The 26,998-nt window shown below is 63.2% G+C and carries 28 protein-coding genes; 12 read left to right on the top strand and 16 right to left on the bottom strand.

Annotation, left to right across the window (positions count from 1 at the left end):
- The first annotated feature begins 1 nt into the window (after window position 1).
- The 5 genes from pcaD (at window position 2) to ACK3SD_RS18175 (ending at window position 3,614) form a co-directional block, all read left to right on the top strand.
- Window positions 2-763, top strand: a complete 762-nt coding sequence (pcaD, locus tag ACK3SD_RS18195; RefSeq protein WP_481127774.1) for a 3-oxoadipate enol-lactonase — start codon at window positions 2-4, stop codon at window positions 761-763.
- 15 nt (window positions 764-778) lie between these two features.
- On the top strand, window positions 779-1,894 hold the full coding sequence (locus ACK3SD_RS18190; RefSeq protein ID WP_481127773.1) for a muconate cycloisomerase family protein: 1,116 nt from the start codon (window positions 779-781) through the stop codon (window positions 1,892-1,894).
- Between the two features lie 12 nt (window positions 1,895-1,906).
- Window positions 1,907-2,197, top strand: coding sequence for a muconolactone Delta-isomerase (gene catC, locus ACK3SD_RS18185; RefSeq protein WP_137765409.1), 291 nt, complete (start codon window positions 1,907-1,909; stop codon window positions 2,195-2,197).
- A 75-nt stretch (window positions 2,198-2,272) separates the two neighbouring features.
- A complete protein-coding gene (gene catA, locus ACK3SD_RS18180) occupies window positions 2,273-3,202 on the top strand; it encodes a catechol 1,2-dioxygenase (protein WP_481127772.1) in 930 nt (309 codons plus the stop codon).
- A 43-nt stretch (window positions 3,203-3,245) separates the two neighbouring features.
- The gene (locus ACK3SD_RS18175; protein ID WP_481127771.1) at window positions 3,246-3,614 is read left to right on the top strand and encodes a hypothetical protein; all 369 of its coding nucleotides are present in this window, start codon (window positions 3,246-3,248) and stop codon (window positions 3,612-3,614) included.
- A gap of 179 nt (window positions 3,615-3,793) precedes the next feature.
- Here the strand turns inward: ACK3SD_RS18175 and ACK3SD_RS18170 are convergent, their stop codons facing one another.
- The 3 genes from ACK3SD_RS18170 to ACK3SD_RS18160 are packed head-to-tail and all read right to left on the bottom strand — an operon-like array spanning window position 3,794 to window position 7,628.
- Window positions 3,794-5,104 (bottom strand): c-type cytochrome, encoded by a 1,311-nt coding sequence (locus ACK3SD_RS18170; protein WP_481127770.1) that lies wholly within the window; start codon window positions 5,102-5,104, stop codon window positions 3,794-3,796.
- A 1-nt stretch (window position 5,105) separates the two neighbouring features.
- A complete protein-coding gene (locus ACK3SD_RS18165; RefSeq protein ID WP_481127769.1) occupies window positions 5,106-6,878 on the bottom strand; it encodes a GMC family oxidoreductase in 1,773 nt (590 codons plus the stop codon).
- Window positions 6,879-6,911: 33 nt separating this feature from the next.
- Window positions 6,912-7,628: a gluconate 2-dehydrogenase subunit 3 family protein gene (locus tag ACK3SD_RS18160; protein ID WP_481127768.1), complete on the bottom strand. Its 717-nt coding sequence runs from the start codon at window positions 7,626-7,628 to the stop codon at window positions 6,912-6,914.
- A gap of 396 nt (window positions 7,629-8,024) precedes the next feature.
- Here ACK3SD_RS18160 and ACK3SD_RS18155 point away from each other — a divergent pair, with 396 nt between their 5' ends.
- Both ACK3SD_RS18155 and ACK3SD_RS18150 read left to right on the top strand, forming a co-directional pair.
- Window positions 8,025-9,071 carry a Gfo/Idh/MocA family protein gene (locus ACK3SD_RS18155; RefSeq protein WP_481127767.1) on the top strand — a complete coding sequence of 349 codons (1,047 nt, stop codon included), beginning with the start codon at window positions 8,025-8,027 and terminating at the stop codon, window positions 9,069-9,071.
- 148 nt (window positions 9,072-9,219) lie between these two features.
- Window positions 9,220-10,239: a LacI family DNA-binding transcriptional regulator gene (locus ACK3SD_RS18150; protein WP_137765402.1), complete on the top strand. Its 1,020-nt coding sequence runs from the start codon at window positions 9,220-9,222 to the stop codon at window positions 10,237-10,239.
- A 32-nt stretch (window positions 10,240-10,271) separates the two neighbouring features.
- Here the strand turns inward: ACK3SD_RS18150 and ACK3SD_RS18145 are convergent, their stop codons facing one another.
- Entirely contained in the window at window positions 10,272-11,234 is a 963-nt protein-coding gene (locus tag ACK3SD_RS18145) for a heme-binding protein (protein WP_137765401.1), read from the bottom strand.
- A 158-nt stretch (window positions 11,235-11,392) separates the two neighbouring features.
- Between ACK3SD_RS18145 and ACK3SD_RS18140 the strand changes: the two genes are divergently transcribed.
- The 5 genes from ACK3SD_RS18140 to ACK3SD_RS18120 all read left to right on the top strand — a co-directional run bounded on the left by ACK3SD_RS18140 (window position 11,393) and on the right by ACK3SD_RS18120 (window position 15,635).
- Window positions 11,393-12,499 carry an L-dopachrome tautomerase-related protein gene (locus tag ACK3SD_RS18140; RefSeq protein WP_481127766.1) on the top strand — a complete coding sequence of 369 codons (1,107 nt, stop codon included), beginning with the start codon at window positions 11,393-11,395 and terminating at the stop codon, window positions 12,497-12,499.
- A 218-nt stretch (window positions 12,500-12,717) separates the two neighbouring features.
- Complete coding sequence (locus tag ACK3SD_RS18135; RefSeq protein WP_481127765.1) at window positions 12,718-13,926, top strand: diguanylate phosphodiesterase; 1,209 nt, start codon at window positions 12,718-12,720, stop codon at window positions 13,924-13,926.
- A gap of 90 nt (window positions 13,927-14,016) precedes the next feature.
- Window positions 14,017-14,646 carry an alanyl-tRNA editing protein gene (locus ACK3SD_RS18130; protein ID WP_481127764.1) on the top strand — a complete coding sequence of 210 codons (630 nt, stop codon included), beginning with the start codon at window positions 14,017-14,019 and terminating at the stop codon, window positions 14,644-14,646.
- A gap of 125 nt (window positions 14,647-14,771) precedes the next feature.
- Window positions 14,772-15,086, top strand: coding sequence for a DMT family transporter (locus ACK3SD_RS18125; RefSeq protein ID WP_137765397.1), 315 nt, complete (start codon window positions 14,772-14,774; stop codon window positions 15,084-15,086).
- A 162-nt stretch (window positions 15,087-15,248) separates the two neighbouring features.
- The gene (locus ACK3SD_RS18120; protein ID WP_481127763.1) at window positions 15,249-15,635 is read left to right on the top strand and encodes a bleomycin resistance protein; all 387 of its coding nucleotides are present in this window, start codon (window positions 15,249-15,251) and stop codon (window positions 15,633-15,635) included.
- Here ACK3SD_RS18120 and ACK3SD_RS18115 read toward each other — a convergent pair.
- The 12 genes from ACK3SD_RS18115 to hpaD all read right to left on the bottom strand — a co-directional run bounded on the left by ACK3SD_RS18115 (window position 15,632) and on the right by hpaD (window position 26,994).
- Entirely contained in the window at window positions 15,632-16,171 is a 540-nt protein-coding gene (locus tag ACK3SD_RS18115) for a DUF3156 family protein (protein ID WP_481127762.1), read from the bottom strand. The genes ACK3SD_RS18120 and ACK3SD_RS18115 overlap by 4 nt on opposite strands.
- Window positions 16,149-17,642 (bottom strand): APC family permease, encoded by a 1,494-nt coding sequence (locus ACK3SD_RS18110; protein WP_481127761.1) that lies wholly within the window; start codon window positions 17,640-17,642, stop codon window positions 16,149-16,151. The genes ACK3SD_RS18115 and ACK3SD_RS18110 overlap by 23 nt, the downstream gene beginning before the upstream one ends.
- Window positions 17,643-17,699: 57 nt before the next feature.
- Complete coding sequence (locus ACK3SD_RS18105; RefSeq protein ID WP_481127760.1) at window positions 17,700-18,068, bottom strand: cupin domain-containing protein; 369 nt, start codon at window positions 18,066-18,068, stop codon at window positions 17,700-17,702.
- Window positions 18,069-18,084: 16 nt separating this feature from the next.
- Window positions 18,085-19,386: an NAD(P)/FAD-dependent oxidoreductase gene (locus ACK3SD_RS18100; RefSeq protein WP_481127759.1), complete on the bottom strand. Its 1,302-nt coding sequence runs from the start codon at window positions 19,384-19,386 to the stop codon at window positions 18,085-18,087.
- Between the two features lie 159 nt (window positions 19,387-19,545).
- A complete protein-coding gene (gene hpaC, locus ACK3SD_RS18095; protein WP_481127758.1) occupies window positions 19,546-20,058 on the bottom strand; it encodes a 4-hydroxyphenylacetate 3-monooxygenase, reductase component in 513 nt (170 codons plus the stop codon).
- Between the two features lie 9 nt (window positions 20,059-20,067).
- Window positions 20,068-21,630: a 4-hydroxyphenylacetate 3-monooxygenase, oxygenase component gene (gene hpaB, locus ACK3SD_RS18090; protein ID WP_137765390.1), complete on the bottom strand. Its 1,563-nt coding sequence runs from the start codon at window positions 21,628-21,630 to the stop codon at window positions 20,068-20,070.
- A 219-nt stretch (window positions 21,631-21,849) separates the two neighbouring features.
- Complete coding sequence (gene hpaA, locus ACK3SD_RS18085) at window positions 21,850-22,728, bottom strand: 4-hydroxyphenylacetate catabolism regulatory protein HpaA (RefSeq protein WP_137765389.1); 879 nt, start codon at window positions 22,726-22,728, stop codon at window positions 21,850-21,852.
- A gap of 9 nt (window positions 22,729-22,737) precedes the next feature.
- Window positions 22,738-24,090 carry a 4-hydroxyphenylacetate permease gene (hpaX, locus tag ACK3SD_RS18080; protein ID WP_481127757.1) on the bottom strand — a complete coding sequence of 451 codons (1,353 nt, stop codon included), beginning with the start codon at window positions 24,088-24,090 and terminating at the stop codon, window positions 22,738-22,740.
- Between the two features lie 17 nt (window positions 24,091-24,107).
- A complete protein-coding gene (hpaI, locus tag ACK3SD_RS18075) occupies window positions 24,108-24,908 on the bottom strand; it encodes a 4-hydroxy-2-oxoheptanedioate aldolase (protein ID WP_481127756.1) in 801 nt (266 codons plus the stop codon).
- 9 nt (window positions 24,909-24,917) lie between these two features.
- On the bottom strand, window positions 24,918-25,721 hold the full coding sequence (gene hpaH / locus ACK3SD_RS18070; RefSeq protein ID WP_481127755.1) for a 2-oxo-hept-4-ene-1,7-dioate hydratase: 804 nt from the start codon (window positions 25,719-25,721) through the stop codon (window positions 24,918-24,920).
- Between the two features lie 27 nt (window positions 25,722-25,748).
- Window positions 25,749-26,129 (bottom strand): 5-carboxymethyl-2-hydroxymuconate Delta-isomerase, encoded by a 381-nt coding sequence (locus ACK3SD_RS18065; protein WP_481127754.1) that lies wholly within the window; start codon window positions 26,127-26,129, stop codon window positions 25,749-25,751.
- Between the two features lie 13 nt (window positions 26,130-26,142).
- Entirely contained in the window at window positions 26,143-26,994 is an 852-nt protein-coding gene (gene hpaD / locus ACK3SD_RS18060) for a 3,4-dihydroxyphenylacetate 2,3-dioxygenase (RefSeq protein WP_481127753.1), read from the bottom strand.
- Window positions 26,995-26,998: the final 4 nt, after the last annotated feature.

Raw genomic sequence — 26,998 nt, 5'->3', positions numbered from 1 at the left:
CATGGAGATTGAGTATCGCCTTGATGGGCCGGAGGGCGCGCCGCTGCTGGTGCTCGCCAACTCGCTCGGCACCACCTATGAGATGTGGCAGCCGCAGCTTGAGGCCATGACCGCCCGCCACCGGGTGCTGCGTTTCAACGCGCGCGGCCACGGTGCCACCCCGTTGCCAGCCGGGCCGCTGACGCTGGCGCAACTGGGCAGTGATGTCATCACCCTGCTCGACCACCTGGGGGTGGAGCGCGCAGGGTTCTGCGGCATTTCGATGGGCGGCCAGACCGGGCTGTGGCTCAACCGCCACCATCCGGAGCGCTTCCATGCGCTGGCGGTCGCCAACACCGCCGCGCGCATCGGCACCCGTGAAGGGTGGCAGGATCGCGCCCGGCTGGTGCGGGAGCAGGGATTGACGCCGGTGGCCGTTGGCTCGGCGGAGCGCTGGTTCACCCCGACCTTCCGCCAGCGGCACCCAGAGCAGGTGGCGGCGCTGATCCGCGCGCTGGCGGCAGGCAACGCGGCAGGCTACGCCGCCTGCTGCGAGGCGCTGGCCATGGCTGACCTGCGCGAGGATCTGCACCACCTGTCGCGGCCGATGCTGGTGATTGGCGGCCAGCATGATCCGGTCACCACCGTCGCTGATGCCAGCGAGATCGTGCGCGCCGCGCCAAACGCCGAGCTGCACCTGCTGCCCGCCTCGCACCTGAGCAACGTTGAGACGCCAGACGCATTCAGCGCCGCTGTTTTGCACTTTTTCCGCCGTGCGGCATAACCGAAGGAACCGTGAATGAGCATCCAGATAGAACGCATCGAGAGCTGGCTGGTGGATATCCCGACCATCCGCCCGCACAAGCTGTCGATGACCACCATGGGCTGCCAGACCCTGATGCTGGTCAAAATGACCGACCGCGACGGGGCCGAAGGCTGGGGCGAGGGCACCACCATCGGCGGCCTGAGCTATGGCCCGGAAAGCCCGGAGGGAATGAAATCGGCGATTGACACCTACCTCGCCCCGGCGGTGTGCGGCCGCGCCTTTGATGGCCCGGCGGCGCTGGCGGCGGCGATGAACCTGCCGGTCAAGGGCAACACCTTTGCCAAATCGGCGCTGGAGACCGCCTTCCTCGACCTACAGGGCAAGCGCCTTGGCGTGCCGGTCAGCACCCTGCTGGGCGGCGCACGCAGCCCGACCCTGCCAGTGCTGTGGACGCTGGCGAGCGGCGACACCCAGCGTGACATTGAGGAGGGCAAGCGCCTGCTTGCCGAAGGGCGGCACAGTGCCTTCAAGCTGAAGATTGGCGCGAAGAGTCTGGCGGAGGATCTGCGCCACACCCGCGCCATCCGCGAGGGGCTGGGCGAAGGCGTCAGCATCCGGGTGGATGTCAATCAGGCGTGGGACGCAGTGACGGCGGTGCGCGGCATGGCGGCGTTGCAGGAGATTGGCATCGATCTGGTGGAGCAGCCGGTGGCGCTGTGGGATCGCGCCACGCTGGTGCAGCTTAGCCAACGCTTTACGCTGCCGGTGCTGGCAGATGAGGCGGTGGCCGATGCCCATGACGGCTATGCGCTGGCCGCCGCCGGCTTTACCGGGGCCTACGCCCTGAAGATCGCCAAGGCCGGCGGGCCAGCGCAGGCGCTAAAACTGGCGCATGTGGCGCAGGCGGCGGGCGTCGCGCTCTACGGCGGCACCATGCTGGAGGGCACCATCGGCACCCTCGCCTCGCTCCATGCATGGTCTACCCTGCCGCTCAGCTGGGGCACCGAGATGTTCGGCCCGCTGCTGCTGAAAGATGACATCGTTGCCAACCCGCTGGTGTTCCGCGAGGGCGGCGTGACGATCCCCCAGGGGCCGGGCCTCGGCATCACCCTGGACGATGACAAATTCCGCCACTATCAGCGTAAATAAGGAGAGCTACCGATGTTATTCAAAGTTGAGATGGTGGTACGCATCCCACCGGAGATGCCCGCCGACACCGCCGAGCAGATCAAGCGGGAGGAGAAGCAGTACGCCCAGCGGTTGCAGGAGCAGGGTGTCTGGCGCCATCTCTGGCGCGTCGCTGGTCAGTACGCCAACGTCAGTATTTTCGATGTGGAGAGCAATGAGGCGCTGCATAACCTGCTTACCCAACTGCCGCTCTACCCCTACATGGAGGTGACGGTGACGCCGCTCTGCCGCCACCCCTCCAGCATCCATCCAGACGATCGCTAATGCCATGACTGGCCGGCATCGCGCCGGCCCCTCTGCCTCACCCGATTCACCCTACACTGCAATGAGGGCAATAATATGAAAACCAATTACAGCCAGCATGACGATGTCAAAAAATTACTGGAGATCAGCTGTGGCCTGCACAGCGAGGGGGGCGACGCCCGCTTCAAGCAAATTATGCACCGGCTGGTGAGCGACCTGTGCCACCTGATAGATGAGTTCGACGTCACGCCAGAGGAGTTTTGGCAGGCGGCCAACTACCTGCACACCCTTGGCGGACGGCAGGAGGCGGCGCTGCTGGCCGCCGGGCTGGGGCTGGAGCACTATCTGGATATGCGCGAGGATGCGCGCGAGGCCGAGGCCGGTTTTGGCGGCGGTACTCCGCGCACCATTGAGGGGCCGCTCTATGTCGCCAATGCGCCGTTGAGCGACGGTTATGCGCGCATGGATGACGGCAAGGATGATGGCCGGGTGATGTGGCTGCACGGCCAGGTCAAGGACACTGACGGTCAGCCGCTGGTGGGCGCGGTGGTGGACATCTGGCACGCCAATACGCTGGGCAACTACTCCTTCTTCGATAAATCGCAGGGCGAGTACAATTTGCGCCGCCGCGTCCGTACCGATGCCGAGGGGCGCTACGCCGTACGCAGCATCGTGCCTTCCGGTTACGGCTGCCCGCCCGATGGCCCGACGCAGGCGCTGCTCGATCGCCTTGGCCGCCACGGTAACCGCCCGGCGCATATCCACTTCTTCGTCTCCGCGCCCGGTCATCGCCACTTGACCACCCAGATCAATTTAAATGGCGACCGCTACTTGTGGGATGATTTCGCCTTCGCCACCCGCGACGAACTGATTGCCGAGCCGGTGGAGATCACCGACCCCACCATTAGCGCGAAACGCGACCTGCCCCACCCGCACACTGAAATTGAATTTGATTTCACCCTGACGCCAGCAACTCAGACGCACGAGGAGCAACGTATTCAGCGCGCCCGTGCCCTGCAAGAGTAATAAGCCCCATTCCCCTTGGCGCCCGCGGGCGCCTTTTTTATGCTTGGAATTGAAAGCCATTATTTCTGTGATGTCAGCTATTGAGAAAAGGGGGTGCAAGCACATTGAAAATCTTAAGAGTGTTTCTTACGTTGTTCTATTTATTTTAATGGCGGTTGCTACTGCTGCGCTGTGCATTTTGTTGGCAAGGGTGATCTATTTTACCCTCACCTATCAGCTATATGATTTGGCACACTTTTTCGATATTTATGGTGATGAGGATGTGACAACGTTTTTTGCCGCCATCATCTTTTGGACGACATTGCCGGTGAGCTTGCTAAGCGCATTTTTCACCACCCGCACCATTCTCCGGCGTTGGGATAGCCATCGTAGGGGCAAAAAGGCGCATGGCCAACAGCCGCCTGCGGTTTGAAAGGTGCCGGCACGAGAGCGGTGGCGAAATTCGCCCCTGGTGTTGGCTGGCCGCCACCGCCTTCGTCCGGCTTAATAAGGATAACAACTGTAACCGGTTTACACTTCCGCTAAAATGTTAACAAATCGTAAAACAGAACATTCTGTAAGCGGTTCGGCGCGTCCTTGCGCCCACGTATTTTAGTGCGCCGCCATCTGTGGTGGCAATTTCAATAGCTCACGCTCATCCGTCACATCCTTCACCGGCACCGCCGGTGCGGCATTGCCCCAGCTGTTACGCACGTAGGTGGCAACGGCCGCCACCTGATCATCCGAAAGCTTCCACGCAAAGCTGGGCATCGCCCCGCTGGTCGGGTTGCCTTGGGTCACGGCCCCGCGCCCGCCCTGCAATACCGTGGTGATCAGCGAGGAGGCGTCTTTCGCCATCAGGCCGGGGTTGCCCGCCAGACTGGCCGCCAGGTTCGGAATGCCCTTGCCGTCGCTGTTGTGGCAGGCCGCGCAGTTAGCGGAGTAGACGTGCTCGCCGGTCTGCATCAGCGGGTTGTCCGCCGGCAGGGGCTGCGGGCGCTTGGCACCGGAGTCCGGCACCGATTTTAGGTAGACCGCAATGGCATGTAGATCGGCATCCGTCAGGTACTGGGTCGAGTTGCTGACCGCCTCGGCCATCGGGCCGGAGGCCACGGCGACATGGTTGCTGCCGAGTTTCAGGTACTGCGCGATCTGATCCTCGCTCCAACTGCCGATGCCGGTATAGCCATTCGGCGTAATGTCCGGCGCATGCCACTCCGCCATGTTGCTGCCCTGCAGGTAGGCGTTCTTGTCGCCGCCCAGCAGGTTCTTGGCGGTATGACAGCTGGCGCAGTGCTCCAGCCCCTGCACCAGATAAGCACCACGGTTCCACTCGGCGCTTTTGCTGGCGTCGGCGGCAAAGCCGTGGTTGGCGAAGAACAGCAGGTTCCAGCCCATCATCGCTAGCCGGATGTTATACGGGAAGCCAAGGTTGGTCTCCGGCACCGCATTGTGAACCGGTTTAACTGAGCGCATGTAAAGCCAGAGATCGTGCATATCCTCATTACTGACATTCACATAGGCGTTGTAGGGCATCGCCGGGTAGAGGTTCTCGCCCTCCTTGCCACGGCCATGCCGCACCGCGCGGAAGAAGTCGCGCTCCGTCCAGTTGCCGATACCGGTTTCGGCGTCCGGCGTGATGTTGCTGGCGAAGATGCCGCCAAACGGCGTACTGATGGAGTAGCCGCCGGAGAACGGCGTTTTGCTGCCCGGCGCGGTGTGGCAGGCCACACAGTCACCGGCGATGGCGACATAACGGCCGCGCGCCACCGCCTCGGCGTCGGCATCCGCCGGCGGTTGGCTGGTCAGCGTCTGGTTGTCCGCCACGTCGTCTGTGCTGGCATCCGCGTTCTGCCAGAGCAAGCCCGCCGCCACCGCGGCGGCAATCAGGGCCACGCCCCCAATGATGGTTGTTTTTTTCATGTCACACCTTTACCAGCGGGCCAGGGTTTTTCAGGTATTGTTCGATGATCGCCTTCGCCGTCCACAGGCTCAGCGCGCCGATGGTGCCGGTCGGGTTGTAGCCCGCATTGTTGGGGAAGGAGGAGGCACCGAGCACGAACAGGTTGTGCGCATCCCAGCTCTGTTGGTAGCGGTTGAGCACGCTGGTTTTCGGGTCAGTGCCCATCACCGCGCCGCCGATGGTATGGTCACTGGCGAAGTTGTAGGGCGAGTAGTGGCCGGAAGCCGAGTTGGTGCCGATCACCGTCTTCGCGCCCATCGCTTTGCCAATCTCCACGCTCTTTTCCATGATGAAGGCGGCCGAGCGGCGGTCATTGTCGTTGTAGTCGAAGGTCACGCGCAGCAGCGGGTTGCCGTTGTCATCCACGTACTCCGGGTCGAGATCGAGGTAGTAATCCTCATGGGAGAAGCTGGTGCCCTGCCCGAAGATAAAGGTGGCGTTCTGAAAAGCGTGGGTATAGGCCTGTTTCCACGCCTTGCCCCAGCGCGGAGTGCCAGGCGGCAGGGCATCGGCATTGCCGATTGGCCGCGCGCCGCGTGCCACCACCAAAATGCCCGCGCCACCAATGAAGTCCATGTCGCTATGGTCGAAGTTGTCGCCGTTGTAGTCATCCACCTGCTGTGACAGCGCGCCCGCGCCGATGTACTGGTTAAGGTTCTCATCCTCAAAGAACAGGCTCGCGCCGGAGACGGTCTGGAAGCTGTAGGCGCGGCCCACCACGCCGGTTTTGCTGACCGGATCGTAGGGCTTGCCAATCTTCGAGAGCAGCAGCAGGCGCACGTTCTGCATCTGGAATGCCGACAGCACCACGATCCCCGCCGGTTGCTCCCACTCTTTTTTGTTCTTGTCGACGTAGGTCACGCCGGTCACGGTTTTGCCGTCCGCCGCCTTGTTGACGCGCACCACCGCAGAGTCGGTCAACACCGTGAAGTTCTCACGCTGCATCAGCGCCGGGATCACGCAGGCGTTGGGGCTGGATTTGGAGAAGTTGCCGCACCCGTAGTAGAGGCAGTAGCCGCAGTAAGTGCATGGCCCCATGCGCACGCCCAGCGGGTTGACGTAGGCGCGGGAGGCTTGCCCAGCGGGCACCATGAAGGGATTCAGGCCCATGCCTTTGGTGGCGTCGCGGAAGATGTCGGTCAGGCGCATCCCTTCCAGCGGCGGCAGCGGATAGTCGCTGCTGCGGTCGCCCTCAAACGGGTTCCCCTCTGGGATAGTCTCGCCCTTCAGCTTACCGGCCTTGCCGGAGACGCCAGCGATCTTCTCGAAGCGATCGTAGAACGGCTCTAGCTCGTCATAGGTGACGCCCCAATCCTGGAGGATCAGGCCCTCGGCAATCTTCTGCTTGCCGTAGCGCGCCACGGTCTGGCTGTAGGGCTGGAAGTCAAACGGCAGGAAACGCCACGCCATGCCGGCCCAGTGGGTGCCGGAGCCGCCGACGTTGTAGCCCAGCTCGTTCAGGTTCCAGTCACGGGTCGGTAGCGCCTGCTGGGTACGGTTGTTGCGGAAAGTGGTGGTCTCCACCGCAGGGGGGAGCAACATGCTGCGGCGGGTATCCCAGCGCAGTTCATCGGTATCCACGGAGGGCGGGAAGTCGGTGGCGGTCTCAAACCACGGGCCACGCTCAATCGCCACGACATTCAGGCCAGCGCGGGTCAGCTCTTCCGCAATCAGGGAGCCGCACCAACCCAGACCAACAATCACCACGTCAGCTTTTGGACGGATAGTATTCATAATTAAAACTCGTCTTAATGGTTTGCCACGCGCTTAGAGCGTGTTGTCAATCAGGCTGGTGGGGATGATGTTCAGCTTCTGCCCTTTTTTGCTGAGCAGGTCGCGGAAGTCATAGCGTGCGCCGGGGAAGCCAATCATTTTCCAGCTGGCCATTTCCTTGTTGCCGCCGTAGATCGGATCGGAGAGGAAGCCCTCGCGGACGTTTTGCAGCAGCAGTTCAAACAGCACCTTAGTCTCCACCTCAGGCCCCAGATCGAGGGCATCGGCCTCCATGGCGTGCAGCAGACGATCCTGCTCCGCGCCGGAGAGCGCGACAAAAGGCTTACCGCTCTGGCGCTGGGTGTAGGCATCCAGCGCCGCCAGCCCCTGGCGGTATCGTTGGGCCGGGGTGAGCGGGGATTGCGGCCCCTGCTCCGGCGTGCCCTTGACGAATTTGCCCAGACGGTAGAGCGCGGCGGCGTTGCCGTAGTCGCCGGCCAGCTGGCGGTCAATGAAGGTGGCGCATCCCGCCTCCTTGCCGCTGATGCTCAGCTCGTCGGCCGGGATGAAGCGCTCGGCGATGGCGCCCACGGTGTCGAATTCATGCTGGGTCAGGTACTGCAAGCCGCCCTGACGTGGTGGGGCGGGCGGTGTGCTGGCCGTGCCGCTCTCCCAAGGCTGGCCGCCGGTGACGACCTCCGCCCGGGCGATCGGCAAGGAGGTGGCCACACCCAGTGCGGCGAATGAGGTAAGAAACTCTCTGCGTTTCATGTTTTCCCTGCAAAATAGATAGACATTGCCCAACTGGCCGTTATTTCCTCCGCGCAATGGCGGGGCGATTTTTTTCCGCAGGCGAGCACATGCCTGATCGGTTAATCAGAACAGGGCGATGTTTTCGCAATGGGGAGTATCGGTTTAACGACGCAGCAGAGTGCGATTTAGCTTGACCAGAGGTGGGGTATTCACATTTTTAAATTAAATAATTAATAAAAATTTAACACAGATTAAGCATAATTTTTTCTTATTCCGTTGGGAAGAATTGCCTTGATGGAATTCCATCAACGCAGCCCGTTTCCACTCCGCATTAACATTTCTATGATGAATTTGCCTCACCCTTATAACAGCCAAGGTCGGCTGTTTCATGAATAGAACATAATCGGAGTCCCTATGTTTCCATCTGTCCTGCCCCAACCCCGTTTGCCCCAGCGCCGTGACATTCCCTCCCTGCGTTGGGGGATCATTGGCCCCGGCTGGATTGCCAACCACTTCGCGCAGGCGCTGCGCCACCACACCGACCAGCAATTGGTGGCGGTGGCTGGCCGCAACGCGGAGAAGACCCAACGCTTCGCGGAGCAGTGGGCGATCCCGCACGCCTACACCGATACCGACCAGATGCTGGCGCGCTCGGATCTCGACATCATCTACGTGGCGACGCCACACAACCACCACCTGCCGGATGGGCTGAAGGTATTGCGCGCCGGCAAGCACCTGCTGGTGGAGAAACCGCTGGCCCTCAACGCGCAGGAGGCGGCACAGCTGCAACGGGAGGCGCAGGCGCAACAGCGCTTCTGTCTGGAGGGGATGTGGTGTGACTTCACGCCAAAATATGACGTGTTGACACAACTGCTGGCGAACGGCGATCTGGGCGAGTTGCACACCCTGTTGGCGGATCATGGGGAATTTTTCACCGCCGATCACCGCATTTTCAATGCCGATCTGGCGGGCGGGCCGATGCTCGATCTGGGGAGTTACCTGGTTGCCCTGAGCGTCAAGGTGGCCGGTGGCGCGCCAGAGCAGCTGGTGGTGACCGGCCAGTCGGTGCCGGGTGGGGTGAACGGGCAAGCCTCCATGCTGCTGACATATGCTGGCGGGATGCACGCCGTGCTCAACACCACGCTGTTCAGCCGCACGCCGAGCGGCGCGGTGATCGCCGGGCGTGACGCCACGCTGGTGCTGGATGGGCACTTCTACGCGCCGGGCGACTTTGTGCTCACCGCCAGCCAGGGCAACCACTCGCTGCGCTGGCAGGATGCTGGCAACCACTACGCCCAGCTCTGTCATGAGATGGAACACGCCGCATGGTGCATCGGTCAGGGACGGCTAGAGTCGCCGATCCGACCCCTCGCCACCACCCTGACCACGCTGGGGGTGATGGATGAGGCGCGCCGCCAGCTCGGCATTGTCTTCAATGAGGAGCGTGATAATCACGCGTGATGTGTTTGGCAACAATTGATGCCTTGCCTGCCGGGCGGGCAATTCGATAATAGGCCCGGCTGGCTGCCGGGCATGGCCACGTTGGCTGTTTACCCCCCTTTCCGCCAGCCCATTGGGCTGGCGTTATCTTGTTATTTTTGGAGCAGTAATGAAAAAGTTTACCCTGGAGATGCTGGCGAAGATGGCTGGCGTCGGTGTGGCAACGGTTGACAGGGTGCTCAATGAACGTGGCGGCGTTTCGCCGGAGACCACGCGGAAGGTGTTGAATGCGGCGCGGGCGATGGATATAAAACGCCCGCTGCCCGAGGCGTACCAGCACCCCTGGCAGGTGGAGGTGTTCCTTAGCGCCAATCCTTCCCATTTTTTTAAGCAACTGGCACAGGATTTCGCTGACATTGCCGGTGGGCTGGGCTACCGGCGTATTACGCTGCACCGCACCTTCATCCCGGAGTCACAGCCGGAGAAGCTGGCGCACTACATCATGCAGAGCAGTGAGAAGCGCGATGGCCTGATTGTGTTCGGCCATGACTACCCGATCATCCATGAGGCGCTGGCGCACTGCCGGGCGCGTGGGGTGCCGGTGGTGACCATAGTCACTGACCTGCCGGGGGCGGCGCGCCTGTGCCATGTCGGCATTAACCAGCAGCAGGCGGGGCGCACCGCCGGGCTGCTGATGAGCAAGACTGCCCGCCAGCCGGGCGATGTGATTATGGTCAGTGGGCGGGTCGACTACCGCGCCCACCAGCAGCGCATAGCTGGCTTTCGCGAGGCGATTGCCCAGCGCGCGCCGCATCTGCGGTTGCGGGAGTTACTCTGTGGGCAGGATCAGCGCGACATGATCCGCTCGCTGCTCCATGACGCCCTGCTGCACTCGCCGCAGCTGGTGGGCATCTACAACACCGGCGTCGGCAACACGGAAATCCGCACCACCCTGCAACAGCACCAGCTGCTGGGCGACTGCGTCTACATCACCCATGAGCTGTACTCCGTGACGCGTGCGCTACTGCAACACGACCTCGCCTCCTTCACCCTCGACCAGAACGCCGCACAGCACGCCCGGCTGGCGATGGATATCCTGCTGCGCCATCTTGATACGGGCGAGCAGCCAGATCTCTACCGGGCCGGGAAGGTGGAGCTGAAGGTGATTACGGCGGAGAATATCGATTGATAGACCGGCCAGCGCGCGGCGGGTCGGTGGCATCAGGCGCGGGGTTGCCAGCGCGCGACGGTGCCGTTTTTGTTATAAGTGAGCGGTGACGGGAAGCGGATAAACTCCACCAGCATTCCCCACGGGGTTTTACCAAAGTGGAAGCGGTTGCCCTCGCCGCCCTCGCAGCCGGAGAGCGGGTTAGGCCCCGCCAGCAACTCGCCACCGGCGGCGACAAACTGCCGGGTGGCCGCCTCGATGTCGGCACAGTAGACGCCCAGGTGCGTCAGGCCCACGTCATTGATCCCGGCGGCGCGCTCGCGCTGGTAGCCGGTCAGGCTGAACAGTTCGACGTTCGCGCCATTGCCCAGCCGCAGCATCCGCACCTCTTTCATCGCCGTGTCGGGCCGCAGGCCGTTCATCGCCGTGATCTCCTCGCCACCGGAAGGCGCTTGCTCCTTGTCAATCAGCGCATAGAGGGTGACGGCGTGGAACGCCTGCTGGAAAAAGCGCTCGGCGGCGTCCATGTCCGGCACAGTGATGCCGACGTGCTCAATCCCGATGGGCGCGTCATCACGCAGGAAGTGCTCCAGCAGGAACGGGAAGCGCTCGCCAGCCTTCTCCGCCAGATATTGCTCACTCTCCTCAGTATCACCGCTGACCGACACCGCGCCAACGAACTGCCCGTTAACCGTCAGCGGGCAGGTGCCGCCCAACGGGATCAGCCCCGGCAGGTTGCCGACCCAGGACTCAGTTTTCGCCATCTCGCTGAAGGTGCCGGTGGATTGTTGGAAACCGGCGCAGGAGCGCCCCTTGCCCACCGCCGCCTCGGCGCTGGCGAAATAGGCATTGTCCATCCGGCGGAAGCCCACCAAGTGGCCGCCAAAATCCATTACCGCCACTGAAACCGGTGTATTGCGCTCTGCCGCCTCCGCCACCACGGTTTGGATAATAAGCTGGGCCAGATTATCACTGATGCTAAAATTTTTAATTAATTGCAGCCCGTTACCTTCCATTCTCTCCTCCCTGTTTGTCTATTTCAAAAAACTCAACTAAACATGAAGATAAAGCGTTGGCCAGGTTATCGGAAAAGACAAGGCCACTATTTGATGGAATTAAATCAAGCGCGGGAAATAGCGGTGTTATTGCCACGCCAATTCAGAGGGAAAAAAAGATGAGAAGACGAGATTTTATTACCGGCAGCCTCGCGGCCTACTGTCTGGCGCGCGCACCCTTCAGTCTGGCGGAGCCGACCCGCTCGCCCGCGCTGGAAGCGGTGGTGGCCTCGCCGTGGCTGGCCAATGGCGTGACGGTGTCACCAAAAGGGGAGATCTTCCTGAATTTTCCGCGCTTTAAAGAGCACAACACCTCGCCGGCGGTGGCGCGCCAGACAGCGGCCGGGCTGGTGCCCTTCCCCGGCAACCACTGGAACCAGTGGCGGCCTGGTGACAGCGGCACTGATACGCTGGTCAACGTCAATGCGGTGCATATCTTCTCCCAGCCCTGGCTGTGGGTGGTTGACCAGGGCGCGCCAGAGGGCGGCAAACCGGGGCCAGGGGCGGCGAAAGTGATTGCCTTTAACCTGGAGAGTGGCGAGCCAGAAAAGATTATTCGTTTTGATGCGTCCATATTGCCAGAGGGGGGCATGTTGAATGATCTGCGCCTCTTCGGCAATTATGTGTTTATTACGGACTCCGGCCTCGGCGGGATTATTATTTACGATCTCAACACCGGAAAATATAAGCGCAAGCTCTCCGGCTCGCCGCTGTTGAAAAAGCCGTCTCAGGCGCAGCAAAAAGGGTTCGGTGGCCGGGTGCTGAGTGATGGCAAAGGCACACTCCCCGCAGTGCAGAGCGACATGCTGGAGATCAGCCCCAATGGGCAGTGGCTCTATGTGGCGACGCCGACCGGGCCACTCTACCGCGTGCCGCTGGCGCTGCTGCTGGATGAGGTGCTGGATGGCCGCGCGCTGGAGCAGCGGATGGAGAAGGTGGCGGATATCCCTTCCATCGGCGGCACGGCAATGGACCGGAAGGGCCGGATCTACCTGTCGAACGTCGAGGAGCGCGCCATTGAGGTGCTGCACCCCAATGGCCGCCGCGAGATCCTGTTGCAGGATAACCGGCTTATTTCACCGGATGCGCTCTATATCGCCAATGACGGTTTCCTCTACATCCCCGCGCCGCAGCTCGAGTACCTCGCCGCCCACTCCGGTGGCCGTGGCGACCAGACACGCGCGCCCTATTACATCTACCGATATTTGCTGCCGGTGCGCCCGTAACGCCCTATTTTTGTTCGAAAATTGCCAATAGGGGCAGCAAAGCGGCTGAATCAGGGCAATGGCGGCCCTGATTCACCGCCAATCGCGTAGGATGGGTGCAGAAGGCGGCAAATTGCGCCACAATAGCGATCCACTCTGATACATGCGCTCCTCCTTAACAAGAATGGCGATAGCCTGCATGTGATGGCCCTTTTGGTGATTTTTCCCAGGATACGTTCATGCTTTCGACGCTGATCTACCGCAGCCGCCCCAGCCAATTGGCGGACGCCCCCTTTCTGGCCGCGCTGGCCGACCACGCCCGGCAACGCAATGAGCCGGTGCAGGTCACTGGCATCCTGCTGTTTGATGGCAACCACTTTTTCCAGATCCTTGAGGGGCCGTACGCCGCAGTCAATGCCGTCTATGCCCGGATTTGCGACGATAAGCGGCACCAGCAGCTTGTTGAGCTGATGCGCGACTACGCCCCGGCGCGGCGCTTTGGCAAGCTGGGCATGGAGATGTTTGACATGCGCGGCTGCCCGCCAGAGGAGGTGCTGCCGCAAATTCTGGCGCGCAGTACCCTCCAGCCGCGCGCTGGCGATGAGGATCGGGTGGTGCGCTTTATCCGCGCCTTTGCCAGTGGCCGCTGGCAACAGACACTTCCCGGCCATGACGCGGGGGAGGCGCTGCGGCTGGTGACGCAGCCCGCGCCCTTCCAGCCCGGCGCGGCCGCACCGGGCCAGCCCTGCCGCTTCGCCCTGCAACCGATCGTGGACACCACTAACCAGCACGTCAGCGCGCTGGAAGCACTGATCCGCGCGCCGGACGGCGGCTCGCCCGCGGCATACTTCGCCTCCCTCTCAGACGAGGCGCAGTATGCCGCGGATCTGGAGGCCAAGGTCTACGCCTTTCAGCTGGCGCAGCAGATTGGCATTGGCGACAGCATGATCTCCGTCAACCTGCAACCAATGTCGCTGGTAAAGGTGCCCGACGCGGTGCCAGCACTGGTGCGCGCGGTGACGCAGAGCGGGCTGGTGCCGAGCCAGGTGATTGTCGAGATCACCGAGAGCGAGTTCATCACCCACTTTGACGCCTTCGAGGCCGCTATCCGGCAACTGCGCGCCGCCGGATTCAGTCTGGCGATGGATGATTTTGGCGCGGGCTATGCCGGGCTGTCGCTGCTCGCCCGCTTCCAGCCGGACAAGATCAAGATTGACCACGCGATCATCAGCGGCGTGCACCGCAGCGGCGCGCGGCAGGCGATTGTGCGCGCCATTCTGGCGTGCTGCTCTGCGCTGGAGATTGCGGTGGTGGCCGAAGGCGTGGAGGAGGTCGAGGAGTGGCGCTGGCTGGCGGCGGCGGGCATCCACACCTTTCAGGGTTACCTGTTCGCCCGCCCGGCGCTGGAGCAGGTCGCCCCCATCACCTGGCCGCTGTTGGGCGAGTGACGGGCAGCCGTTGTTGTGGCCTAATGATCAACATGATGTTAAAAATCTGATAAAACCGATCGCTTTTCCACAGACAAAGGCAGGGACACCATGACCACCAAACACTACTTCTTCAGTGATGAGCTTACGATGGACGCCGAAGTGCTGGCCTGTGAGCCGGGCGACGAGGGCACCTGGCACGTACGGCTGGCGGGGACGCTGTTCCACCCGCACGGCGGCGGCCAACCCTCGGACATCGGCCGCCTTGGCGGCGCGCGCGTGCTGAAGGTGATGCAGGATGAGACCGGCATTATCCACGTGACCGACAACCCGCTGGCGGCGGGAGAGGTGCCGTTGGAGGTGGATGCCGACAACCGCCGGCTCAACACCCGGCTGCACTCTGCCGGGCATTTGATTGGTACGGTGGGCGAGCGGCTCGGTTGGCGCGCGGTCAAGGCCAACCACCGCCCCGGCGAGGCGCGCGTGGTGTTTGAGGCTGCCGGGTCAGACGAGGCTCCGGCCGCCGCCTTGTTGAGCGATCAGGTAAATCAGCTGGTGACCGCCGCGCTGGCGCGCAACCAGTATCTTGAGGGCGAGTCACGCTGGGTGACCTGGGGCGACCTGCCAGCCTACGCCTGCGGCGGCACCCATGTGCGCGCCACGGATGAGGTGGGCAACGTGCTGATCACCGCCGTGAAGCTGAAAAAGGGCGCGCTGACCGTCTCTTATGCACTGGCTTAACGCGTTGGCGGCGTGACATCTCTGCTTGGGGCAGCTATCGTAGCCGCCCTTTCCGCGCCGGGGACGACCCCGGCGTCTGTTTCTCACGTCCGGGACGGCCCGGCTCTTAACGTAAAGGAGCCAGCATGGCCTGGATTCTGTTGGTGGTGGCGGGGTTGTTTGAGGTGGTGTGGTCGTATGCGATGAAGCTGTCGCAGGGCTTCACCAAACCCTGGCCGACCGTGATCACGCTGGTTGCGATGGTGGTCAGCTTCGCCCTGCTCTCTTTCTCAATGCGTACCCTGCCACTCGGCACCGCTTACACCATCTGGACCGGCATTGGCGCGGTCGGTGCCTTTTTGCTCGGCCTGCTGGTGCTGGGCGAGCCAGCCAGCCTGATGCGCATCACCGCGGCGGTGCTGATCGTCGCCGGGCTGGTGCTGATGAAGCTCGCTTCCTAAACCTCAGGACAACCTATTGGTTAGCGTGAGAATAATTCACGCACATCGCTTGCCGGTTCAGGCTATAACAGGGGGACGATTTCATTTTTCGCCCCCGGAGAGCGGCGAACACGCAAACCAGGATGGACTATACCACAGGGAAACGACCTCTACTGGAACCGGATGGTTCCTGAACTTACCGTATCGGACTTCAACGCCTCGCTCACCTTCTATGTCGATGTCCTCGGCTTTAGCGTGATGATCCGCCGCAGTGCGCCGGATTTCGCCTACCTCAGCCTCGGGGAGGCGCAATTGATGCTGGAGGCCGCCCACGACACCGGCTGGCGTACCGGCCAGTTGGAACACCCCTACGGGCGCGGCGTCAATTTCCAGATTGAAGTGGAGGATGTGATGCCACTGGTGGCGCGGCTGGCGCAGCACGGTATCGCGCTCTACCGCCCGCTGACCGACAACCACTACGCCACCGGCAGCGACAGCGCCCGCCAACGTGAGTTTCTGGTGCAAGACCCGGATGGTTACCTGCTGCGTTTCAGCCAGTACATCGGCTAGCGCTGAAAGCGAGCCATCGCCTCGGCGACCATCTTCAGCACGCTTAGCAACAGCATTCGCTGGTGGGGCGTCAGGCGCAGGTAGCGGCGCAGCGGCGGCAGGCGGCAGGCCACCTCGCTCGCCGCCCACGGCTCAATCACGCAGCGCCACTCTCCCCCTTCCATCCGTAGATCAAACTGGCGGTAGTCCAGCTCCGCCAGCGTCTGCCGCAAGTTGGGGAAGTGGTTGAGGTGGCAGGCCAGCGCCGATGCCATCGCGCCACGGCCAGTAAAGCGCACCGGCTGGCGTCGCCACCAGCCTGGCTGGTGGGCGCGCACGCGCCCCACGGCGCGTTCGGCCAGCGGCCCGGCGCAACTGAACTCGCAGCGCCAGAGGTTCGCCATAAACAGCCGCTGCCGCTGCGCCTCCACCCGCACCTCTACCCCCGGCCCCAGCGTCAGATATAGCCGCCCCTGTCGCGCCTCCGGCTGCCAGTTCGCCAGATCGGCGCTGACGGCGCGCAGCAGCGTCGGTTCAGACCAGCGAGCGGAGCGCATCGGGTGCCTCCTCGTGAAGCTGCGGGTGGCGTGCCATCGCCCGCGTCACCACCTCCTCCACCGCCACCGGCTTGAAGGGATTGACCCGCTGCACCAGCAGCGTCCAGCCCAGCGCGTAGAGGGAGGCGATGGCCAGCATCACACCAAAGGGCACCAGAATGGCGCTGCGATCCATGCCCGCCGGGGTGATATGCCAGATGGCGATGATGATGCCGACGCTGGAGATCACCTGCGGCAGCGGGAAGAGTGGCGAGCGGTAGGCGCGCGGCAGATCCGGGCGCCTGATGCGCAGCAATACCACCGAGAGCGTCACCAGCAGATAGGCCACGCCCCATGCACAGACCGCCGCCAGAATCAGCGGCACGATGCGATCGACATTGCCCTGCAAGTACCACGCGTGCAGGCAGGGGATGGCTGCCGCCAGCGCAATGGCCGCCACCGGCGTCTTGAAGCGCGGGTGCAGCCAGGTGAGCACACGCGGCAGCGCGCCATCCAGCGCCATGCTGTAGAGAATGCGCGGCACGGCGGCCATCAGCGTATTGATGGTGGCGGCCCCCGCCAGAATCAGCCCAAAGCCCAGCCAGTACTGGCCGGCATGGCCCATCACCTGATAGGCGAAGGTGGGCAGCGCCAGCGGCGTGTCCATCAGGCGCAGGCCGTGGGCCGGGTCTACCAGCACGTTATCCACCTGACGGCTCATCGCCGCGCCGTACAAAAACAGGCAGCCAGCGACGCAGAGCAGCCCCAGTCCCATCGCCTGCGGCAGGGTGCGGTGCGCGCGCTTGATCTCCGGGGCCATCGGCGTCACCAGCTCACAGCCGACGAACAGAAACATCGCCATGCCGATATAGCTGACAAAGCCGCCGATATCCCCCAGATTGAGAGCCGCGCCAAACCAGCCCGGCTGAGTGACCGCCGGGGCAGTGAGCAGCCCGCCGATGCCGAACACCAGCAGGGTAAAGCCCATGCCGAAGGTCAGCACCACCTCCACCTTGCTGAACACCTCAATGCCCAGCGCGTTCAGGCAGGCAAACAGCAGCACCATCGCCACGCCCAACAGCCAGGTGTCCTGATGCGTCGCCAGCGTCGGCAGCAGGGACTCAAAATTGGCGAGCGCCATCACGCCAGCCAGAATGGTCTCGGCGGTCGCCGCATAGATATGCACCACCAGATAGGCGCAGAGCGCGCCGACGATGGCGAAAAAGCGCCCCATCCCACAGGAGATGTAGTCATACACCGAGCCGGTGGTGGGGATCAGCGCCGCCGCCTCGGCAAAGGTGGTGATCTGCGCCTGCATCATGATGAAGGCCAGCAGCACCGCCAGCGCGAAGCTGTCGCCCCCCATGCCAAAGCCGCTGGTGGCGGTCAGCAGGGTCGGGCTGGCCATCAGCATCCCGACGGAGCTGGCCATAGTGCCGGGGAAGCCAATCACGCCGCGATCCAGGTGCGCCCTCAATTTTTGGTTATACATGCCCACCTCCACCGGGTGTCAGAAAAAAACGGACGGCGCAGGGCCGTCCGTCCGGGTTTAGCGCAACGTCACGTTCGCCAGATAGTGTTTTACAAAGCGCTCGCTCAGCACCTGCCAGCGCACGGCGGTGCCCTGCTCGACAAACCAGCTGTCGCCCGACCGGTAGCGGGTGGTTTCGCCGGTCGCCTCGTTGGTCAGTTCGATTTCACCCTCCAGCAGCGTGGCGTGCTCGGTGAAGGGGTAGGTCATGCGGAAGCCGCCACGGGTGGCGGAGAACAGCCCGCAGGTCAGGTCATCGCCCGGCTCGCCAAAGATCATCGCCCCGGCAGCCTGTGGGTCGCCCTCGGTGGGGGTGGCCCCCAACAGGCGGATGCTGCCAATCGGCTGGAGTTCAGGGATCGGTTGGTTCAGTTTCAACGGTGTCATGCTCTTCTCCGGTCAGTTAATTGCGGCCTTTCCAAAAGCCGCTGGTTTGGTGCATCAATTTGCCGGCGGTCACCAGCAGCAAGCGCAGGCTGTCGCGGCCGTGGACGGTGGCGTGGGGAATGCGGCTCATCAGTTGGTAACGGTCAGAGCCGCCATTTATCCCCTCCGCCAGAATCTTGCAAACGATATGTGACGGCGTCACGCCGAAGCCGGAGTAGCCCTGCACATAGAAGACGTTGTTGTGCGCCTTGAGGGTGCCAATCTGCGGGAAGAGGTTGGCACTACACGCCATCGGCCCGCCCCAGGCGAAATCAATGCGCACGTCGCGCAGATAGGGGAAGACCTGCAACATCAGCGTGCGGTTCCAGGCGGCAAAGTCGCGCGGCGTGTACTCGACAAAGCGCGTGGCGCTACCAAACAGCAGCCGGTTTTCACGCGTCAGGCGGTAGTAGTTGATCACCGGGCGGATGTCGCTGAACGCCCCCCGCAGCGGGCTGATGCGCTCCACCAGCGCATCAGGCAGCGGCTCGGTGGCGATCTGGTAGGAGTAGGTCACCAGCGTTTTGGCGTGAATTTCTGGCTCCAGCTTGTTGAGGAAGCTGTCGCAGGCCCACAGCAGCTTTGCGGCGCGTACGCTGCCGGTCGCCGTGCGCACCCGCACCTGCTTGCCGTACTGCACCTCAACCGCCGGGGAGGACTCAAAGATCCGCACGCCGAGGGAGGCGGCCGCGCTCGCGGAACCGAGCAGCATGTTGAGGGAGTGGATCTGGCCGCCGCCCATGTGTTTCAGCGCGGCGCGGTAGACCGTCGAACCCACCACCTGCTGCACGTCGCGCCCGGTGTAGAGCGCGATCTCCTGCTCCGGGTCTGCCGCCCGGAACTCCCGCTCCCACTGGCGCAACGTCCGCTCCTGACGCGCGTTGTAGGCCAGGTAGCCATAACCGGGCACGAAATCGGCGTCGATCTGGTATTTGCGGATGCGGTCACGGATGATGCCCGCGCCCATGTTGGCGATGGCGAACAGCGCGGCCATGCCGTCCGGGCCGACATGCTTTTTCACCGCCTCGATGTCATGGCCGATGCCCGCCATCACCTGCCCGCCGTTGCGGCCGGTGCCGCCATAGCCGAGGTGGCGCGCCTCCAGCACCACCACGTTGGTGATGCCCTGCTCCGCCAACTCCAGCGCGGTGTTGATGCCGGAGAAGCCGCCGCCAATGATCACCACGTCCGCCTCAATGTCCTGTTGCAGCGCGGGGAAGCTCAACGAGTATTTTTTCGTGGCGCTGTAGTAGTTCAGCGCATCCAGTTGGTTATGCATGGGTTGCCCTGTCTTATCTGGTCGAAGGCCCAATACACCATGCGCGTCGGGCGCGAAGTATCGTCCATAAGAGGGAGGAGGCACGGAAGCGTGAGGCAACGCACAGGCGGCGGGCACAAAAAAAACCGGCCGGGGCCGGTTTGTTCGCAGGGTGAAGGGTCAGACGGGCAGCGCCGCCGGGTGCGGTGTGGCGTGGAAGCGGCGCTTGAAGTAGATCAGCCCATTGCCCTCCTCCGCCAGTGTGATGTGCTGGATCGCCACCAGGTAGACCTGATGGGTGCCGATAAGCTGGATCTGCTGGATCTCACCCTCGAGGCTGGCCAGCGCGCGGTCGAGCACCGGCTGGCCGGTCGCGCCCTCGTGCCACCCCTCCAGCGTGAAGCGCTGCTCCATCGGCAGTTCGGTCATGCCAGCGAAGTGGCGCGCCATCTCCTCCTGCTCATGGTTGAGCACGTTGATGCACATCCGGCCATTCTGCTCAAACACCGGGTTCATGGCGCTCTTGCGGTTGACGCAGATCAGCACGGTGGGCGGCGAGTCGGTGACCGAACAGACCGCAGTGGCGGTGATGCCGCAGCGCCCGGCGGTGCCTTGGGTGGTGACGATGTTGACGGCGGCGGGCAGGCTGGCCATCGCGTCACGGAAACGGCGTTGTTGTTCGTCGAGAGACATAAAACCCCCTTATTTCAGTAAACGGTCGAGCTGGTTGATGTCATTGCCATTGTGCAGGTGCGGCACTTTCCAGCCGTCGCGGTCATAGTCCGCCAGACAGCGCTCCACCATCTCCATCATGCCCTTCATGTTGCCGGAGCCTTGGGCGTGGCGCAGGCACTGGAGACGCACCTCATCCTGGCTGCCGGCGTAGTTGATCTCATACAGTTCATGGCGGCCACCGAACTCGGTGCCGATGGCGTCCCACATCAGTTTCAAAATCTTGATGCGCTCCTCGTGGCCCATGCCGTTGGAGCCGCGCACATACTGCGCCAGATAACGGTCAATCTCCGGATTGTTGAGATCGCGCACGCTGGAGGGCAGGTAGATCAGGCCGCTGGTGACGTTGCTCTCAATGATGTTTTTGATCTTGCTGTAGGCCATCGGGGCCATCACGCGGTAGGTCTGCATCGCCTGCATGTCTGGCAGCCAGGCACCGTTTTTCCACGGTTGCGCCTCCGCCCACATCGCATCACTCAGCGACCAGAAGAGGTTGCGCCACGCCACTACCTCGCCCAGCGCCGCCTGCACGCCGCGGAACTCCATCACGCCGGTGCACTCGAGGCTCTTTTGCAGCAGCGCGGTGATGAAGTCGAGCTTCACCGCCAGCCGCACGCAGGCCTGCATCGGGTAGAGGCGCGCAAAGCCCGCCTCGACGCTCCAGCGGCGGCAGCGGTCGAAGTCGCGGTAGATCAGCACGTTCTCCCACGGGATCAGCACCTTGTCCATCACCAGAATCGCGTCGTTCTCATCAAAGCGGCTGGAGAGCGGGTAGTCGAACGGCGAGCCGGTCGCGCCCGCGGTCAGTTCATAGGAGCCGCGTGAGATAAGCTTCACACCATCGGCATCCATTGGCGCGACGAACATCACCGCGAAGCTGGGATCGTCGCCCATCACCTGCGCCGAGCCAAAGCCAATGAAGTTGTAGTGGGTCAGCGCCGAGTTGGTCGCCACCACTTTCGCGCCGCTGACAATGATGCCAGCGTCCGTCTCCTTCTCCACCTGGATGTAGACATCCTTCACCTCGTCCGCCGGCTTGTGGCGGTCAATCGGTGGGTTGACGATGGCGTGGTTGAAATACAACCCGGCTTCCTGGATGCGGGTGTACCAGCGGCGGGCGTTGTCGGCGTATTCGCCGTAGAACTCCGGGTTGGCACCCAGCGAGCAGCCGAAGGCGGCCTTGTAGTCCGGCGTACGCCCCATCCAGCCGTAGGTCAGGCGTGACCAGTCAGCGATGGCGTCGCGCTGCAAGCGGATCTCCTCGGCGGAGCGGGCAAAGCGGAAAGTGCGGTGGGTGTAGCCGCCGTTGCCGGTGTCGGTCTGCCAGCAGAGGCTGTCATGGGTCTCGGGCGCGTGCAGCGCGTCATACAGGGTGGCAACCGAGCCAGCGGCGTTGCGGAAGGCCGGATGGGTGGTGACATCCTTGACCCGCTCGCCATAGATGTAGATCTCGCGGCCATCTTGCAGGCTCTTGAGGTACTCATCCCCGGTGAAGGGGCGGTTGGTGGCGGCGCGGTGGGCTTCAGGTTTCATGGCGTGACCTCGGGTTTCAGCGGTGAATAGGGTGTTTGTTATTTATGTGTTTCTTTTCTGTTAATTGATTTAAGCGCCGGATGGCCCACCCCGGAAGAGACGTTTCAGGCGATTGCCGGTACTTTTCCGTTGCGCGCAGGGGAAGCTTGGGGATTTGCGATCGCGATCAAAGGCCGAAAAAAAGGGCGGGATGGAGAACCCATCCCGCCCGGCGAGCACTTATCGGTTGCGGAAGGCGCTCGGCGGGCAGCCTGCCATGCGGTGGAAGAAGCGTGCGAAGTAGGCCGGATCTTTGTAGCCTAGCGCGTAGGCGATCTGGTGGACGCTCTGCGGGCTGTAGCGCAGCAGCCGTTTCGCCTCGCGCAGCAGCCGCTCATAGATCAGGCGCTTGGGCGGCTGGTTGGCGAAACGGCGGCACAGCCCGGTCAGCCGTGATTCGCTGATGCCGAGCGCGTTGGCGTAGTCCGGCACTGCCCAGTGCTGGGCGAACTGCTCATCCACCAGCCGGTTGAAGCGCTGGAAGATGCGCATCTCACCGCGCACGCCGCAGGCCGAGTGGTCATCTGGCGGTGCCTCGCGCAGCAACAGGGTGAAAATGGCCTGTGCCAGCGCCGCCAGCACCAGCTCCCGCCCCGGATGGGGTTGGCTGAACTCGGCGGCCACCAGCGGCCAGTAGTGCTCCAGCGCCGCCAGCGTGTGCGGTGACGACTCAAGCGACAGGCACAGCCCGGCGAGGGTCGCCGCCTCGCCACTGCCCGGCCACAGCTTTTCAATCAGCGGCCAGATCAGCTCCTGGCGCACCGTCAGCACATGGCCGTCGCTCTCCGGCCCGGTGATGAAGGCGTGTGGCACCGACGGCGGCGTCAGGATGAACAGCGGTGCCTGCACCGAGTAGTAGTGGTCATCCAGATGCAGTGTCACCTTGCCGGTGGCGAGGTAGTGGAGCTGGAAGTAGCGGTCATGCCAGTGTGGGCGCATGTCGCGGCCAAAAAAGGCCGCCAGCCGGGCAAAGGTCTCATAGTGCACGTCGTCATTGGCGTAACGCGCGTCATACTCCTTGCTGATGTCGATATTCTCGAAGGTCGCCGCCTGATCCATGCGCGCCCCCTACTGGCTTTTCTGCTGGAGGGCGCTGGCTGGCGTCGCCGTTCGCCCCTCGCCCGCCATCGGGATGCGCGTCAGCACCAGCGCGCCCAGTACCAGCAACCCCGCGACAAACCACAGCCCCGCGTTGAAGCTGCCGGTGGCGTCGCGCAGGATGCCGATCATCAGCGGGCTGACCGCCGAACCGACGTTGCCGATGGCGTTGATTACCGCCAGCGCCACCGCACGGGCGGTAAAGCTGATCACCTGATCGGGCGTGGTCCAAAAGATCGCCATCGCGGTGAACGCCCCGGCGGAAGCCATCACAATCCCCAGCAGTTGCACCAGCGGGTGGGCGGTGGCGGAGGCCAGCAGCCAGCCGGCGGCGGCAAACAGGTAGGGCAACAGCGTGTGCTGCTTGCGCTCCCGCAAGCGGTCAGAGCGGCGGCTCCACCACACCATCGCCAAAATGGTGCAGAACTGCGGGATGGCGGCCAGCAAGCCAATCATGATGTCGCTGCTACCGGCGTTGAAGCTTTTGAGGATCTGTGGCGTCCAGATGTTGATGGCGCTCAGGGTGTTGGTCAGGCAGAAGTAGGCCAGCGTGTAGAGCAGCACCACCGGCGTCAGCACCTGCCGCCACAGCGGGCGCGTGGTGGCCGCTGGCGGCGCGGCGGCGCGCTCGCGCTCAAGCATTCTCTGCAACGCCCCCTTCTCCTCTGCTGACAGCCAGCGCGCCTGCGCCGGTTTGTCATCGAGGAAGAACCAGGTCATTACGCCGAGGAGCACCGAGGGCAGCCCCTCCAGCAGGAACAGCCACTGCCACCCCTTCAGGTTCAGCAGGCCATCCATCGCCAAAATGTAGCCGGAGAGCAGCGAGCCGACCATCATGGTGACCGGCATGGCGATCATGAACAGCGCGTTGGCGCGGGCGCGGTAGTGGGCCGGGAACCACCAGGTGAGGTAGAGCAGCACGCCGGGCAGGAAACCGGCCTCGGCGATGCCCACCAGCATCCGCAGCGCATAGAGGGTCTGCGGGCTGGTGGCGAACAGGGTACAGGTGGAGGCGATGCCCCACAGCACCATGATGCTGGCGATCCAGCGCCGCGCGCCAACAATCCCCAACATGATGTTGCTGGGGATGCCGCAGATCACATAGGTGACGTAGAACAGCGTTGCCGCCAGCCCAAACATGGTAGAGGTCAGCCCCAGATCCTTGCCCATTGTCAGGCCCGCGAAACCGATATTGATGCGATCGAGGAAGGAGAAAACAAACAGGACGAACAGGAAAGTGATCAACCGCCTAAAAAGCTTTTTGATCACCTGCTGCTCAATTCCGGACAACTTGTTCTCATGGTGTGGCGTTGCCGCTGTCATGGTCTTCTCCCCCGATCTTAATAGACCGATTTGTCTGCGTGGATGGCAGGTGTCGGCAGGGTGGTGAAACGCGCCGCCAATGCCTCGGCCGCCCGCGCCAGCAGGGTGGTATCGACGCCCACCGCCACAAACAGCGCCCCCAACGCCAGGTAGCGCTGCGCCAGCGCTTCATTCGCCATCAGGATGCCGGGTGCCTTGCCCGCCGCCAAAATCTGGCTGATGCAGTGCTCAATCGCCGCCTGCACCGTGGGGTGGGTCGGGTTGCCCGCGAAGCCCATGTCGGCGCTGAGGTCAGCCGGGCCGATAAAGACGCCGTCCACCCCCTCCACCGCCAGAATCGCGTCCAAATTGTCGAGGCCCAGCCGGGTCTCTATCTGCACCAGCACGCAGATCTGCTCATCAGCGCGCAGCAGGTAGTCGGCCACCCGGTTCCAGCGCGAGGCGCGGGCCAGCGCGCTGCCGACGCCGCGGGTGCCATTTGGCGGGTAGCGGCAGGCCTTCACCGCCCGCTCCGCCTCTTCCGCCGTCTGCACCATTGGGATCAGCAGGGTCTGCGCGCCGACATCCAGCAGTTGCTTGATCATCACGCCATCATTCCACGGCGGCCGTACCACCGGGTGGCTGGCGTAGGGGGCGATTGCCTGCAACTGGCCGAGCACCGAGCGCACATCATTAGGCGCGTGCTCGCCATCAATCAGCAGCCACTGGAAGCCCGCGCCCGCCAGCAGTTCGGCGCTGTAGCCGTTCGCCAGCCCCAGCCAGAGGCCAATCTGCGGCTGCCGCTGTTGCAGCGCCTGTTTAAAGGTGTTGATGAACATAGGGTCTCCTTAAATGAACCGGCAACTGATGGCGCCCATTGCGCCGTAGTCAACGTGGAAGGTGTCGCCCTGACGCGCCGCCACCGGGCGGGTGAAGGAGCCGCCGAGAATCACCTGCCCAGCCTCCAGCTGCACGTCGTGGGCCGCCAGTTTGTTCGCCAGCCAGGCAACACCGTTGGCCGGGTGGTTCAGCACCGCCGCCGCCACGCCCGACTCCTCAATCACGCCGTTGCGATACATCAGCGCCGAGATCCAGCGCAGGTCGAGGGCATCCGGCTTAATCGGCCGCCCGCCCAGCACCACGCCAGCGTTGGCGGCGTTGTCGGAGATGGTGTCGAACACCTTGCGTGGCCGTTGGCTCTGCGGGTCGATGCCGTGGCAGCGGGCGTCAATGATCTCCAGCGCCGGGATCACGTAGTCGGTGGCGTTGTAGACATCAAACAGCGTGCAGTGGGGGCCGCGCAGCGGTTTCGCCAGCACAAACGCCAGCTCCACCTCGACGCGCGGCACAATGAAGCGCTCAGTGGGAATGTCGCTGCCGTCGTCGAAAAACATGTCATCCAGCAGCGCGCCGTAGTCGGGTTCGCTGATTTGTGAACTGGCCTGCATCGCCTTGGAGGTGAGGCCAATCTTGTGGCCTTTCAGCACCCGCCCGCCGGCGATCTTCTCCGCCACCCACGCCCGCTGGATGGCGTAGGCATCCTCCAGCGTGATCTCCGGGTGGCGCAGCGACAGCTGGCGGATCTGCTCGCGGCTCTCTTCAGCCTGATGCAGCTCGCGGGCGAGGCGGCCAATGGTCTGGGGGTCCAGCATGGTATTACTCCTTTAGCGAAATGGCGTTCAGCGGAATAGCGCGTGCACGTTGTTCTGTTTGAAGTTGAGCAGCGGGTGCAGCTCCTCCACCGCCAGCGACAGCGCCAGATAGCGCGACGCCATCAGCCCGGCGAAGTGCTCGGTGATGCAGTCAAACAGCGCCGCCATCACCGGTTGCAGCTCCTCCTGCGAGCGGCCGTGGCCAATCTTCAGCGTCATATGCACGAAGGCATAGTCGTGCTGGCCGTCGGCCATCTGCCAGGTCTCCAGCCAGTGGGCGCGGCTACGGATACCGCCCAGCGGGAACAGGCCGCTCTCCGCCAGTCGCGCGTTGACCTGCGCGAACAGCGCTGGCAGGCGCGCCTCTTCACGGATATTCTCGGTACATTCAGCAATGAAATGGGGCATCTCGCCCTCCTTGTCAGGCGTCCAGTGGGAAGATGGCGTTGACCTGCCCGGTGCCGGAACTGGGGAAGAGATCGGTGACAAACTCCACCTTGCCGCGGTAGGTGTCCCAGCCCATCAGCCCCATCAGCATCACCGTGTCGTGCATGTTGCCCTCGCCGTAGCAGTAGTCGGCGTACTCCGGCAACATGCGGCAGAACTCGGCGAACATCCCCTCGCGCCATAGCTTCACCACGCGCTTGTCCATCTGCTCGTCAAACTCGCGTGTCCAGGCGTTCATTCCCTCCTCCGCCCGCTGGTCATCAATGAAGCGGTGGGAGAGCGAGCCGCTGGCGAGCACCGCCACGGTGCCGTCATACTTCTCCACCGCCCGCCGCACCGCCTCGCCCATCCGCCGGCTGTCGGCGAAGTCATGCACCGTGCAGAATGCGGAGATCGAGACCACCTTGAAGTGGCGGTCGCTGTTCATGTAGCGCATCGGCACCAGCGTGCCGTACTCCAGGCTCAGGCTCTCAATGGCGTGCCCACGCGCGCGCACCCCCTGGCTGACCGCCTCCTCGGCGATCAGAAAACCCAGCTCCGGGTTGCCGTCATACTCATAGCTCATGTCGCGGATAAAGTGCGGCAGCTCATGGCTGGTGTAGATGCCCTCAAAGTGGCGGTTGCAGTTGATGTGGTAGGCGCTGTTGACCAGCCAGTGGGTGTCGAACACCACCAGCGTGTCCACCCCCAGCTCACGGCAGCGCCGGCTGATCTCGCGGTGGCCGTCGATGGCCGCCTGACGGCAGCCGTGGTGCTTGCCCGGCAGTTCCGACAGGTACATCGACGGAACGTGGGTGATTTTTGCCGCTAACGCTAACTTGCCCATAGGT

It is taken from the genome of Chimaeribacter sp. YP20170169 (assembly GCF_056739715.1).
This window is presented reverse-complemented; position numbering and strand designations above follow the sequence as displayed.

Bases quoted from the DNA above. Each gene is read 5' to 3' on its own strand.
- pcaD (WP_481127774.1), top strand. From the start codon at position 2: ATGGAGATTGAGTATCGCCTTGATGGGCCGGAGGGCGCGCCGCTGCTG.
- ACK3SD_RS18190 (WP_481127773.1), top strand. From the start codon at position 779: ATGAGCATCCAGATAGAACGCATCGAGAGCTGGCTGGTGGATATCCCG.
- catC (WP_137765409.1), top strand. From the start codon at position 1,907: ATGTTATTCAAAGTTGAGATGGTGGTACGCATCCCACCGGAGATGCCC.
- catA (WP_481127772.1), top strand. From the start codon at position 2,273: ATGAAAACCAATTACAGCCAGCATGACGATGTCAAAAAATTACTGGAG.
- ACK3SD_RS18170 (WP_481127770.1), bottom strand. From the start codon at position 5,104: ATGAAAAAAACAACCATCATTGGGGGCGTGGCCCTGATTGCCGCCGCG.
- ACK3SD_RS18165 (WP_481127769.1), bottom strand. From the start codon at position 6,878: ATGAATACTATCCGTCCAAAAGCTGACGTGGTGATTGTTGGTCTGGGT.
- ACK3SD_RS18160 (WP_481127768.1), bottom strand. From the start codon at position 7,628: ATGAAACGCAGAGAGTTTCTTACCTCATTCGCCGCACTGGGTGTGGCC.
- ACK3SD_RS18155 (WP_481127767.1), top strand. From the start codon at position 8,025: ATGTTTCCATCTGTCCTGCCCCAACCCCGTTTGCCCCAGCGCCGTGAC.
- ACK3SD_RS18150 (WP_137765402.1), top strand. From the start codon at position 9,220: ATGAAAAAGTTTACCCTGGAGATGCTGGCGAAGATGGCTGGCGTCGGT.
- ACK3SD_RS18145 (WP_137765401.1), bottom strand. From the start codon at position 11,234: ATGGAAGGTAACGGGCTGCAATTAATTAAAAATTTTAGCATCAGTGAT.
- ACK3SD_RS18140 (WP_481127766.1), top strand. From the start codon at position 11,393: ATGAGAAGACGAGATTTTATTACCGGCAGCCTCGCGGCCTACTGTCTG.
- ACK3SD_RS18135 (WP_481127765.1), top strand. From the start codon at position 12,718: ATGCTTTCGACGCTGATCTACCGCAGCCGCCCCAGCCAATTGGCGGAC.
- ACK3SD_RS18130 (WP_481127764.1), top strand. From the start codon at position 14,017: ATGACCACCAAACACTACTTCTTCAGTGATGAGCTTACGATGGACGCC.
- ACK3SD_RS18125 (WP_137765397.1), top strand. From the start codon at position 14,772: ATGGCCTGGATTCTGTTGGTGGTGGCGGGGTTGTTTGAGGTGGTGTGG.
- ACK3SD_RS18120 (WP_481127763.1), top strand. From the start codon at position 15,249: ATGGTTCCTGAACTTACCGTATCGGACTTCAACGCCTCGCTCACCTTC.
- ACK3SD_RS18115 (WP_481127762.1), bottom strand. From the start codon at position 16,171: ATGCGCTCCGCTCGCTGGTCTGAACCGACGCTGCTGCGCGCCGTCAGC.
- ACK3SD_RS18110 (WP_481127761.1), bottom strand. From the start codon at position 17,642: ATGTATAACCAAAAATTGAGGGCGCACCTGGATCGCGGCGTGATTGGC.
- ACK3SD_RS18105 (WP_481127760.1), bottom strand. From the start codon at position 18,068: ATGACACCGTTGAAACTGAACCAACCGATCCCTGAACTCCAGCCGATT.
- ACK3SD_RS18100 (WP_481127759.1), bottom strand. From the start codon at position 19,386: ATGCATAACCAACTGGATGCGCTGAACTACTACAGCGCCACGAAAAAA.
- hpaC (WP_481127758.1), bottom strand. From the start codon at position 20,058: ATGTCTCTCGACGAACAACAACGCCGTTTCCGTGACGCGATGGCCAGC.
- hpaB (WP_137765390.1), bottom strand. From the start codon at position 21,630: ATGAAACCTGAAGCCCACCGCGCCGCCACCAACCGCCCCTTCACCGGG.
- hpaA (WP_137765389.1), bottom strand. From the start codon at position 22,728: ATGGATCAGGCGGCGACCTTCGAGAATATCGACATCAGCAAGGAGTAT.
- hpaX (WP_481127757.1), bottom strand. From the start codon at position 24,090: ATGACAGCGGCAACGCCACACCATGAGAACAAGTTGTCCGGAATTGAG.
- hpaI (WP_481127756.1), bottom strand. From the start codon at position 24,908: ATGTTCATCAACACCTTTAAACAGGCGCTGCAACAGCGGCAGCCGCAG.
- hpaH (WP_481127755.1), bottom strand. From the start codon at position 25,721: ATGCTGGACCCCCAGACCATTGGCCGCCTCGCCCGCGAGCTGCATCAG.
- ACK3SD_RS18065 (WP_481127754.1), bottom strand. From the start codon at position 26,129: ATGCCCCATTTCATTGCTGAATGTACCGAGAATATCCGTGAAGAGGCG.
- hpaD (WP_481127753.1), bottom strand. From the start codon at position 26,994: ATGGGCAAGTTAGCGTTAGCGGCAAAAATCACCCACGTTCCGTCGATG.